This is a genomic window from Streptomyces sp. NBC_01381, assembly GCF_026340305.1.
Taxonomy (GTDB): Bacteria; Actinomycetota; Actinomycetes; order Streptomycetales; family Streptomycetaceae; genus Streptomyces.
The window spans coordinates 2,381,514-2,392,398 of sequence record NZ_JAPEPI010000002.1; the positions used below are offsets into that span (position 1 = coordinate 2,381,514).

Genomic DNA, 10,885 nt, shown 5'->3' on the forward strand with positions numbered 1-10,885 from the left:
GGGTGCCCGCCCACATGGCGTAGCAGGCGACTTCGAGGCCGGTGTACCGCTTGAGCAGCGGCTTGGTGGCGAAGTGGTAGACGCCCTGGACGAGCGCGGCGGCCAGCACGACGAGCGCGGCGGCCGACAGGCGCGTGGATCCGACGCCCAGGGCGATCAGCGCAGCGCCCGCCAGTGCGATGGCGCTGCCGAGGTCGGTGTTGTGGGTGAGGGCCTCGCCGAGGAAGGCCGTGGCGAGCAGCACGCTGAACACCGGGGCGACGGCGACCAGAAGGCTGGCCGTACCGGCGGGAACGTGCACCTCGCCCCAGTTGAGGAGCAGTTGATAGGCGCTCATGCCGGTCGCCCCGCACAGCGCGATCAGCGGGAGATCGCGGCGCTCGGGCAGGCGGACCCCGAGGAGTGGTGCCACGAGCGCCAGGGCGGCGGACGCGACGGCAAGGCGCAGCAGGGAGAGGCCCGCGACGCCGAGTCCGTCAAGGCCGACGCGGATGGCGGGGAAGGCCGACGCCCACAGGAGCACGGTCGCCGCGAGGGCGAGGAAGCGGCGAGAGACCGGCAGGCGGTGCGGCAGGCGGTGCGCGACGCTGAAGTTCACGCTCTCGAAGGTTCCGCCTACCATGAGAAAGGTCTACTTACTCTTTCTTCTCCTATCGAGAAGGTGAGCTTCTTGTTCGATGTACGTCGCCTTCGCCTGCTGCGCGATCTGTCGCTGCACGGCACGGTGACGGCCACCGCCGAGGCCCTGCACCTCAGCGGGCCCGCCGTCTCCCAGCAGCTGGCCACCCTGGAGAAGGAGGCGGGCCTCCCGCTCCTGGAGAAGCACGGCCGCACGCTGCGCCTCACCGCGGCGGGCCGGCTCCTGGTCGAGCACACCGAGGTGATCCTCGGCGGGCTCTCCGCCGCCGAGGCCGATGTGCGGGCGCTGCGCGCGGGCCACCGCGGTGTCGTCCGCGTCGCCGCCTTCCCGTCCGCGGCGCGGGTCCTGCTCCCCACCGTGTGGCGGGCCCTGGCGCGGGAAGCCGAGACCGCCGCCCCCGGGCTGCGCATCGTCGAGCACGAACCGGGCCCCGCCGCCGACGCCCTGCGCCGCCGCGAGGCGGACCTGGCCGTCGTCCACGCCTACACCCTGCTCCCGCGCACCCTGCCCCCCGGCTGCGAGCAGCACCGCCTCCTCGACGACCCGGTGCTGCTCGCCCTGCATCCGTCGACCGCCGCCAGGCTCCGCATCGAACCGGGCCGGAAGGCGGACCTCGCCTGCCTCGCCGACGAGAACTGGCTGCTGCCGGGTCCCGAGACCTCCTGCCACGAACTCACCCAACGGGCCTGCGGGGCCGCCGGTTTCGTCCCCCGGGCCACGGCTTTGGCCGGCGACTTCTCCGTACTCACCGCTCTGGTCGGTGCGGCGGCCGGCGTGGCGCTCGTCCCCCGCATGGCCCTGCCCGCCGACACCAACGGCATCAGCCTGCACCCCCTCGCCCGGCCGGTGACCCGCACCGTCTCCGTGCTCAACAGGACCGGGGACGCCCGCCAGCCGCACCTGGGGCTCGTCATCGACGCACTGCGGCTCGCGGCGTCGCAGGAGGCCGGGGCGGCGGAGGGGATCACCGCGCCCGTGGCCTGACGGTGCCGCGCTCGGCCGCCGACATGCCGGGGCCGTGGGGCCGTGTCAGGATCTCGGGCGGGGACTCGTACGCCGATCTCGTACGCCGATGGAGCCGCGCCATGCCGAGCGATGCAGCCAGCAGCCGTGGCCCCCGCTGGGCGGACTGGCTCGACGATCTGCCGCCCGCCGCGGGGGCCGCGGTGATGGCCACCGCCGTGCTCTCCGTCGGGCTGCATCTCCTGGGCGTCGAATGGGCCTCGCGCGTGCTGCTCTTCGTGGCCGCCGTGGTCTGGCTGGCCCTGGCCTCCGTCTTCGGCCGCCATCTGCTGACCGAACGGGACCGCTGGCGGCACGAGATCGACACGTCGCCCGCACTGACCGCCATCGCCGCGACGGGGGTACTCGGCACCCGGCTCTCGCTCCTCGGCAGGCAGCCCGTGTCGGTGGCGCTGCTCTGTATCTGCGTACTGCTCTGGCCGTCGCTGATGTCCCATGTCATCCGGCACTGGCAGAGCAGACTGCCGGGCGCCGCGTATCTGGTGTGCGTGGCCACCCAGTCCATCGTCGTGCTCGCCGCGACGGTGGCGACCGCCGACCGGCAGGCGTGGCTGATGTGGCCCGCCCTCGCCTTCTTCGTCGTCGGCCTGTGCCTGTACGTCGTCGTGCTGTGGCGCTTCGACTTCCGACAGCTCGCCACCGGCCAGGGCGACCACTGGATCATCGCCGGCGCCATGGCCATCTCCGCGCTCGCCGGATCGAAGCTGGTCGCCGCGTCCGTCCCGCACGGCCCGCTGCACTGGGCGACCCCGGCGCACGACGCCCTGCGGACCGTCACCTTCGTCACGCTCGGCCTCGCGCTCGCCTGGTACGCCGTCCTGGTCGGCTGCGAACTGCTCCGCCCCCGCCTCCCCTACGACGTACGCCGCTGGGCCACCGTCTTCCCGCTCGGGATGACCGCCGTCGCGTCGCTCTCCGTCTCCACGGCCGCGGACATCCCGGCGCTCTGGACCTGCGGGAAGGTGCTGCTCTGGCCCGCCCTGGCGGTCTGGGCGGTGGTCGCGAGCGGTGCGGTGCGCGCGGCCCGGCGCGGCATCGAGGCGGTCCGCGTCCCGAGCGGCAGCCCGCGCGTGAGTCGGCGGTGAGGACGCGCCAGTCGCGGGAGCCGATGTCGGTGGGTGTGCCGTCGAGGACCCGCGCGGTGCGCGTCGCCGGTTCGGGCAGCAGTCTGCCGCGGGACGGGACGGGGGGAGAGAGGCGTTGCATCATGACGGCGGTCGCTCTCGGGGCGGGCCGGGGTCAGTCGACCGGCTCGCCGGGTTCGTCGTGGGTGGCGCAGTGGATGCCGCCACCGCCGGAGGCGATGGTGTCGATGTTGATCTGCACGATGTCGCGCTTGGGGAAGTGCTCCTGAAGGATGCTCTTGGCGCGCTTGTCGGCCTTCCGGTCGCCGAACTTGGGGATGAAGACGGAGTCGTTGGCGACGTAGAAGTTCGCGTAGGTGGAGACGAAGTCGTCGCCCTCGCCGGTGATCTCGTACAGGTCGGGCTGCGGCAGATCGATGATCTCGAAGGGCCGGCCCTTGGCGTCCGTCGCCTTGCTCAGCACGGACTTCGCCTGGTCGGCCGCGCGTGACCAGGAGTCGGCGGGCGTGTCGCGGTGCGCCCTGTCCAGGAGCACCACACCGGGGGCGGTGAACCGGACGAGGCTGTCCACGTGGGCGTCGGTGATGTCCTGGCCGCGCACGCCGGCCAGCCAGATGACCTTCTTGATGCCCAGGGTCTGCTTGAGCTCGGCCTCGATCTGGTCCCGGCTCTTTCCGCGGTTGCGGTTGTCGTTGACGATCGAGCTCTCGGTGATGAGGAGCGTCCCTTCGCCGTCGGTCTCGAACGAGCCGCCCTCGGCGACCAGCGGCGCCTTCCTGCGCGGGATGTCGTACTCGGACAGGAGGGTCTGGCCCACCCGGCCGTCGTTGGTGTGCTCCTGCTTGTTGCCCCAGCCGTTGAAGTTGAAGTCGACGCCGGTGACCTTGCCGTCCTGCTCCACGAACACCGGCACGGTGTCGCGGGCCCACAGGTCGTCGACGGCCAGCGGGATGACCTCGACATCGCGACCGCAGGCCTTCTGGGCGGCCTTCAGCTGGTCGGGCCTCGCCATCATCACGACGTACTCGTACTCCCCGATGGCGCGGGCGATGCGCGCGATGTCCTCGCGTACGTAAGGGAGGTCCTCCTCCCACACCGACTCCAGGGCGGGCCACGACATGAAGGTGCGTGCGTGGCTCTCCCACTCGGCGCCCATGCGCAACCCCTTCGCCGCCGTGTCCTCGTCACCGGCGGTGCTCGCGGCCCCCGCCAGTTCGTCGCCGGGTCCGCACGCCGAGGCGCCGAGCACCACGGCACCGATGCCGGTGAGTGTGCGCAGGGCCGTGCGGCGGGAGGGGCGGTGGGGGAGAGACAGAGGCACGGTGAACTCCGATCATCGTGATGGGGATCAAGCTATCCGTCGGCATGGAGGGATGCTCGGCGAGCGAGTGCGGGCGGGCTTGACACGTGAAGGGCGCGACGCAACGCGACACGACGCAACGCGACACGACGCGACGCGATGCGGCGCGATGCGGCGCGGACGGAGTCGCTCGCTGACTCGACTCCGAACTGACTCGACTCTGACACGAACTGAAAATTCAGTCAAAGATGGCGGCGTCGCGCCGCAGATGCGCCAGCTCCACCGCGATGGCCTCGCGCATGAGCTCGCGGGCGTGGGCCAAGGTCAGGACCTCGCTGAGCCAGCGCATGCTGAGGCCCTCCAGCGCGGCGGTGAGCCGCTCGGCGGACGCGGTGAGGGCGGCGGCGGGCGCGGTCCGGTGGATGCGCGCCAGGGTGGCGGTGAGTTCGCCGATCCAGATCTGGCGGGCATCGGCCAGCGCTTCCCGCAGCTCCGGGTCGAAGACCGCGGTGGCGCGCAACTCGCCCCACGCCGTGCTGTTCTCGCGGACCTCGGGCCGGTCCTGGAACTCAAGGAGGAGGCAACGCTCCAGGTCCTGCCGGGGGTCGCGCCCAGGGCCCCCGTCCTCGGCGTGCCCGCCCGTGTAGCGCTCCGCCCGGTCGCTGATGAACTCCAGGGTCCGGCGCAGGATGCCCGCGCGATCCTTGAAGTGGTAGTAGACGAGCGCCGTGGAGACGCCCGCCTCCGCGGCGATCTCCGACACGCGGAGCCCGCGGACCCCACGCCGGGCGATGACCCTGGCCGCCGCCCTCAAGATGGCCGTCCTGCGGTCCGCGCCCACGTCACCCCGTCCTCGTACGACGGCTGAGCGCCGTCTCGTATGGTCACACATTGACTGAAACTTTAGTTAGCGGCACGATCGTCCGCAGAGGCGGCCCATGGCCGCCGCGTCACGCGTGCTGGTGCCGGTGCGGCAACCGGCCTGTCCCGCGCCTCGACCTCTCTCGCCGAAAGAGCCACCGCATGCCCACTCAGCCTCTCGGGGCGCAGTCCGCCCACACCCCCCTGTCGGCCGACGATCCCCGTGAAATCGGCGGCTACCGCCTGCACGCCCGCCTCGGCGCCGGCGGGATGGGGGTCGTGTACCTGGCCCGTACGCCGGGCGGGCGGCCCATCGCCCTGAAGGCGGTGCGGGAGGAACTCGCCGCCGACCCCGAGTTCCGCAGGCGCTTCGCCGACGAAGTGGCCAGCGCGCGGAGCATCCATGGCCTGTTCACCGCCCAGGTCGTCGACTCGGGTGTCGACGCCCCCACGCCGTGGCTGGCCACCGCCTACGTCCCCGGCCCCTCCCTGCAACAAGTGATCGAGCGGCACGGCCCGCTCCCGGTGCGCACGGTGCTGCTGCTCGTGGCAGGCATCGCCGAAGCGCTGCAGGCCATCCACTGGGCGGGGGTCGTGCACCGGGACCTCAAGCCGGCGAACGTGCTGCTCGCCGAGGACGGCCCCCGCGTCATCGACTTCGGCATCGCCCGCGCGGCCGACGCCGGCGGTCTGACCGGCGTGGGCCTGCGGATCGGCACCGCCGCCTACATGGCGCCCGAGCAGGCGATGGGCCTGGCGGTGACACCGGCGACCGATGTCTTCGCGCTGGGCGCGCTCGCCGCGTACGTCGCCGGGGGAGTACTCCCCTTCGGGGGCGGGCCCGAGTCCGCCGCGCTGTACCGGGTGGTCCACGAGGAGCCGGACCTGTCCCTGGTCCCCGCGGACCTGTACGACCTGCTGCGACGCTGCCTCGCCAAGCACCCCGATGACCGGCCCGCCCCGAGCGAGCTGATCGACGCGGTGCGCGCCCATCCCGCGGTGGCGGCGCATCCGGATTTCACCGACGGCTGGCTCCCGCGCGGTGTCAGCAGCGAGATCGCGGCGCATGGTGAAGCGCCGGGACTCGCGGCGCATGGTGAAGCGCCGGGACAGATTCACGCCCAGCCGACGCTCGCCGCACCCACCCCCACGGCCCCCGCCGGTGCTCGACAAGCCCCCGGCAGCGGCGACCGGACGGATTCCGCACCGCGCCGTGCCCGCCGGAGCCGACGGGTCGTGGCCATGCTGACGGCAGCGTTCCTCTTGGCCCTCGGGGGTACGGCGTACTACGTCCTCGACCACCGCAAGAACACGGCAGGTGACTCCTCCGAAGCCTCCGGTTCGCCCGACAACCCCGGCCGGCCTCACACTCCCTCGTCCCGGCCGCCCACACCTTCCTCCTCACCCTCGCCCAAGCCCGGGTACGTGCCGGACTACGCGGACGCCGAACTCACCGCCCCCGACCCCGACTACGAATTCGATCTCTCGGCCGGGAAGGTCGTCCCGGCCGAGACCGCCACCTGGTATCTGGAGGTGGCCGATGGCGAGTTCGTCCTTCCCGAGGACAGCGACGCCTTCGTCGCCGCCGGATATGTACTGAGCCCCGACGACTGCGTACGAGGCATCGAGACCGAACCGGTGACCACGCTCCCGTACGACGAACTGGCCGACGAGCGCCCCTTCTGTGTCCGGAGCCCGGACGGGAAGAGCATCGTCATCGTGCGGCTGATCGAAGCCGTGCCGGGCGAGGGGCCCGTCACGGTGGTCATGAGCCGCCACCGCCAAGGCGGCTGACGCAGGGTCGCCCGAGATCACCGGGCCGGAAGCGGCCGGGTAGGGTTCGGATTCATGGCGCCTCGCACTACTCAGATCCTCGAAGCGGCCGCACGGCTCATCGCCCGCCGCGGAGTCCGCGGCCTGCGCGTCGAAGAGCTCGCCGCCGAGGCCGGCGTCTCGACCGGGCTGATCTACTACCACTTCAAGGACCGCACCGGGATCCTGCGCCAGACGCTCGAGTTCATCAACGACCGCGCCGAGCGCTACACCACCGGCCGCGAGGCGGACGCCGAACCGCTCGCTCCTCGTGAGGAACTGGAGGAGACCCTCCTCCTGGAACTGCAGGACACCCCGGTGGTCAGGGAGAACAGCTCCGCCTGGGGCGAGCTGCGGGCGAGTGCCGTCTTCGACGAAGTGCTGCGGGAGGACCTCGCCAGGGCGACTCTGGTGTGGGTGCAGGAGGTGGCCGCCCTCCTCGGCCAGGTGCAGCCGATGACCCCGGCGCCCGCCCTGGCAGCGGCCGGCGAGCGGCTCACCGCCCTGCTCGAAGGGCTCAGCATGCGCTGGCTCAGCGGCGGACTGCAGATCGACCACGCGCGTGACCTGATGCGCGGCGCCATCGACGCCGAGCTGGCCCTGCTGCGGGAGAAGTAACCCACCACCGGATCGGACCTCCGCACCGCCGGAGCTCGTCGCCTCCTGACTCTTGACTGAAAATTCAGTCAGTGCCACAGTCGAGCCCTGCCGAACCCCGGAGCGAGGAATGAGCCCATGCCGTTGACCCCCACCGAACGTGACCGGCTGCTGCTGTTCACCGCCGCCGAGCTCGCGCGGTCCCGGCATGCGCGGGGCCTGCGGCTCAACGTCCCGGAGGCCACCGCGGTGATCGCCGACACCGTCTGCGAGGCGGCGCGGGACGGTCTGCGCCTGGCCGCTGCCATCGAACGCGGCCGCACCGTGCTGGGCCCCGACGACGTGCTGCCGGGCGTGGCGGACGTGGTCACCGAGATCCAGGTCGAGGCCGTCTTCGACGACGGCTCCCGGCTCGCCAACATCAGCGACCCGTTCGGCGCGTGGCCACGGAGCGACGACGCCCCCGGCGCCGTACTGCCGCTGTCGGAGACCGTGGCCACGCCCGAGCCGGTCGTGACGCTGACCGTGCGCAACACCGCGGCGGTGCCGGTCAGCGTCACGTCCCATTTCCACTTCTTCGAGGCCAATCCGCGTCTGGACTTCGACCGCTTGGTCGCATACGGCATGCGCCTTGCGGTGCCCGCCGGGTCTTCCGTGCGTTTCGGGCCCGGCGAGAGTGTCGAGGTGGGGCTCGTGCCGATCGGCGGCGACCGCGTCGCGATCGGCTTCGCGGGCCTCGTGGACGGGCCGCTCGACGCCCCGGGCGCGCGGAAGGCGGCGCTGCAGAAGGCTGCGGCCTGCGGCTACTTGGGAGCTGACCGATGACCGCACGGCACATCGACGCGCACGAGTACGCCGCGGTGCACGGCCCGAGGGTCGGGGATCGGGTCCGGCTTGGTGATTCGGGTCTGATCGTGCGTGTGGAGTCTGACGCGCAGCAGTACGGCGATGAGTTCCTGGCGGGCTTTGGCAAGACCGCCCGTGACGGGCTGCACCTGAAGGGTGCGGCGGTTCGCGAGACGTGTGATGTGGTGATCAGCAATGTCGTCGTCATCGATGCGGTGCAGGGCATCCGCAAGGTGTCCATCGGGATCCGGGAGGGCCGGATCCATGCCATCGGGCGGGCCGGTAATCCGGACACGCTCGATGGGGTCGATGTGGTGGTGGGTACGGGTACGTCGATCGTGTCCGGTGAGGGGCTGATCGCCACCGCCGGTGCCGTGGACACGCACGTCCATCTGTTGTCGCCGCGGATCATGGAGGCCTCGCTTGCCTCCGGGGTGACGACGATCATCGGTCAGGAGTTCGGGCCGGTGTGGGGGGTTGGCGTCAACTCGCCCTGGGCGCTGCGGCATGCGTTCAACGCCTTCGATGCGTGGCCGGTCAACATCGGTTTCCTGGGCCGGGGTTCGTCCTCGCACGACGCGCCGCTGATCGAGGCGCTCGCGGAGGGCGGCGCGTCGGGTTTCAAGGTGCACGAGGACATGGGCGCCCACACGCGGGCGTTGGACACGGCGTTGCGGGTGGCCGAGGAGCATGACGTTCAAGTCGCCCTGCACAGCGACGGGTTGAATGAGTGTCTCTCCGTCGAGGACACCCTCAAGGTGCTGGAAGGGCGGACGATTCACGCCTTCCACATCGAGGGGTGTGGTGGTGGGCATGTGCCGAACGTGTTGAAGATGGCGGGCGTCCCGAACGTCATCGGCTCCTCCACCAACCCCACGCTGCCCTTTGGGCGGGATGCGGTGGCCGAGCACTACGGGATGATCGTCTCCGTCCATGATCTGAAGACGGATCTGCCGGGTGATGCGCACATGGCCCGTGACCGGATCCGGGCCGGGACGATGGGTGCCGAGGACGTGCTGCACGACCTGGGCGCGATCGGCATCACTTCCTCGGACGCGCAGGGCATGGGGCGCGCGGGTGAGACCGTACGCCGCACGTTTGCGATGGCCGGGAAGATGAAGGCCGAGCTGGGTCCGATGGGCGGCGACGGCCCGGACGACGACAACGCGCGTGTGCTGCGTTACATGGCCAAGCTGACGATCAATCCGGCCATTGCGCATGGTCTGGCGCACGAGGTCGGTTCCCTCGAGGTCGGCAAGATGGCCGACATCGTGTTGTGGCGCCCGCAGTTCTTCGGGGCGAAGCCGCAGATGGTCCTCAAGTCCGGCTTCCCCGCCTATGGGGTCACCGGGGATCCCAATGCCGCCACCGACACCTGTGAACCCCTTGTCCTGGGGCCGTTGTTCGGGGCTCATGGTGCGACGCCCGCCGACATCTCGGTTGCCTTCGTTGCCCAGGCCGCTGTCGATCAGGGCAACGACACGATGACCACCCGGCGTCGCCGTGTCGCCGTTCGCGGCACGCGTGGCATCGGGCTCGCCGATCTGCGTCTCAACTCCCGTACCGGCGCTGTGGACGTCGATCAGCGCTCCGGTCTGGTCACGCTCGACGGTGACCCGCTCAGCTCCGAGCCCGCCGACTCGGTCTCCCTCAACCGCCTGTACTTCCTCTGAAGAAGAGAGACACCTCATGACCGCATTCCGTATGCCCGCCGAATGGTCCGAGCACGAGGGCTGCCTGATGGCCTGGCCCACTCGCGTCGACCTGTGGGAGAGCGTGCTCGACCAGGTGCAGGACGAGTACGCCCAAGTCGCCCGCGCCATCGCCGAGTTCGAGCCGGTCACCATGGTCGCGCCGCCCGGACACGGGGAAGAGGCCCGCAGGCGGTGTGGCGTCGACGGCGTCGACGTGGTCGAACTGCCGCTGGACGACTCGTGGTTCCGCGACTCCGCCCCGCTGTTCGTCCTCGACGGGGACGGCCGCCGGGCCGGGGTCGACTTCCGCTTCAACGCCTGGGGCGGCAAGCATCACCCGTACGACGCCGACGACCGGATCAGCGGCCTGCTGCTGGAGCGTCTCGGCATCGACCGCATTCCCTCCGGCATGATCCTTGAGGGCGGGTCGATCACCGTCGACGGCGAGGGCACGCTGATCACCACCGAGCAGTGTCTGCTCCACCCCAACCGCAACCCCGGTATGAGCCGGGACGCGATCGAGGCCGAGCTGAAGGCGCGGCTCGGTGTCACCAAGGTCGTGTGGCTGCCGTACGGCGGGCTGCTCGACACCGAGACGGACGGGCATGTCGACGGCGTCTGCGCGTTCGCCGCCCCCGGCAAGGTCGTCGTGTCCCTTCCCGACGACCCGGCGCACCCCGACCACGCCCGCATGCGCGCCAACCGCGCGGTGCTCGAGGTCACCACCGACGCCAAGGGCCGTCCGCTGGAGATCGTCGATGTCCCGCAGACCGTGTTCACGGACGTGGCGGGGGGTGGGGTCGAGGTGTCCTACCTCAACTTCTATGTCGCCAACGGCGGTGTGGTCGTCCCGGTGGCCGGGCTGCCCGATGACGAGGACGCCCTCGCGGTGATCGCCGACGCCTTCCCCGGCCGCAAGGTCGTCGGCGTGCGGGCGGCGGCCATCGCGTACGGCGGTGGGGGAGTGCACTGCATCACCCAGCAGATCCCCGTCGCCCGTCCGACCGCGTGACTCCGCCGTGAGCGC

The 10,885-nt window shown here is 71.2% G+C and carries 9 protein-coding genes and 1 pseudogene; 7 read left to right on the forward strand and 3 right to left on the reverse strand.

Annotated features, from left to right (window positions below; genetic code table 11):
• Nucleotides 1-211 precede the first annotated feature (211 nt).
• Nucleotides 212-622 (reverse strand): annotated as a pseudogene (locus OG453_RS32260) (EamA family transporter); the annotation flags it as partial.
• A 39-nt stretch (nucleotides 623-661) separates the two neighbouring features.
• Between OG453_RS32260 and OG453_RS32265 the strand changes: the two are divergent.
• Both OG453_RS32265 and OG453_RS32270 read left to right on the forward strand, forming a co-directional pair.
• Entirely contained in the window at nucleotides 662-1,624 is a 963-nt protein-coding gene (locus tag OG453_RS32265) for a LysR family transcriptional regulator (RefSeq protein WP_266873204.1), read from the forward strand.
• Nucleotides 1,625-1,725: 101 nt separating this feature from the next.
• Entirely contained in the window at nucleotides 1,726-2,748 is a 1,023-nt protein-coding gene (locus tag OG453_RS32270; RefSeq protein WP_266872083.1) for a tellurite resistance/C4-dicarboxylate transporter family protein, read from the forward strand.
• 154 nt (nucleotides 2,749-2,902) lie between these two features.
• Here OG453_RS32270 and OG453_RS32275 read toward each other — a convergent pair whose 3' ends face one another.
• Entirely contained in the window at nucleotides 2,903-4,069 is a 1,167-nt protein-coding gene (locus tag OG453_RS32275) for an agmatine deiminase family protein (RefSeq protein ID WP_266872084.1), read from the reverse strand.
• Nucleotides 4,070-4,286: 217 nt separating this feature from the next.
• Nucleotides 4,287-4,889 carry a TetR/AcrR family transcriptional regulator gene (locus tag OG453_RS32280; RefSeq protein WP_266872085.1) on the reverse strand — a complete coding sequence of 201 codons (603 nt, stop codon included), beginning with the start codon at nucleotides 4,887-4,889 and terminating at the stop codon, nucleotides 4,287-4,289.
• Between the two features lie 182 nt (nucleotides 4,890-5,071).
• Here OG453_RS32280 and OG453_RS32285 point away from each other — a divergent pair, with 182 nt between their 5' ends.
• From OG453_RS32285 to OG453_RS32305, 5 genes are all read left to right on the forward strand, one after another.
• Nucleotides 5,072-6,703: a serine/threonine-protein kinase gene (locus tag OG453_RS32285; RefSeq protein ID WP_266872086.1), complete on the forward strand. Its 1,632-nt coding sequence runs from the start codon at nucleotides 5,072-5,074 to the stop codon at nucleotides 6,701-6,703.
• A gap of 54 nt (nucleotides 6,704-6,757) precedes the next feature.
• On the forward strand, nucleotides 6,758-7,339 hold the full coding sequence (locus tag OG453_RS32290; protein ID WP_266872087.1) for a TetR/AcrR family transcriptional regulator: 582 nt from the start codon (nucleotides 6,758-6,760) through the stop codon (nucleotides 7,337-7,339).
• A gap of 117 nt (nucleotides 7,340-7,456) precedes the next feature.
• Entirely contained in the window at nucleotides 7,457-8,143 is a 687-nt protein-coding gene (gene ureA / locus OG453_RS32295; protein WP_266872088.1) for an urease subunit gamma, read from the forward strand.
• The gene (locus OG453_RS32300) at nucleotides 8,140-9,837 is read left to right on the forward strand and encodes an urease subunit alpha (protein ID WP_266872089.1); all 1,698 of its coding nucleotides are present in this window, start codon (nucleotides 8,140-8,142) and stop codon (nucleotides 9,835-9,837) included. Before ureA ends, OG453_RS32300 begins: the two co-directional genes overlap by 4 nt.
• Nucleotides 9,838-9,853: 16 nt before the next feature.
• A complete protein-coding gene (locus OG453_RS32305) occupies nucleotides 9,854-10,870 on the forward strand; it encodes an agmatine/peptidylarginine deiminase (RefSeq protein WP_266872090.1) in 1,017 nt (338 codons plus the stop codon).
• Nucleotides 10,871-10,885: the final 15 nt, after the last annotated feature.

Bases quoted from the DNA above. Each gene is read 5' to 3' on its own strand.
- OG453_RS32270 (WP_266872083.1), top strand. From the start codon at position 1,726: ATGCCGAGCGATGCAGCCAGCAGCCGTGGCCCCCGCTGGGCGGACTGG.
- OG453_RS32285 (WP_266872086.1), top strand. From the start codon at position 5,072: ATGCCCACTCAGCCTCTCGGGGCGCAGTCCGCCCACACCCCCCTGTCG.
- OG453_RS32290 (WP_266872087.1), top strand. From the start codon at position 6,758: ATGGCGCCTCGCACTACTCAGATCCTCGAAGCGGCCGCACGGCTCATC.
- ureA (WP_266872088.1), top strand. From the start codon at position 7,457: ATGCCGTTGACCCCCACCGAACGTGACCGGCTGCTGCTGTTCACCGCC.
- OG453_RS32300 (WP_266872089.1), top strand. From the start codon at position 8,140: ATGACCGCACGGCACATCGACGCGCACGAGTACGCCGCGGTGCACGGC.
- OG453_RS32305 (WP_266872090.1), top strand. From the start codon at position 9,854: ATGACCGCATTCCGTATGCCCGCCGAATGGTCCGAGCACGAGGGCTGC.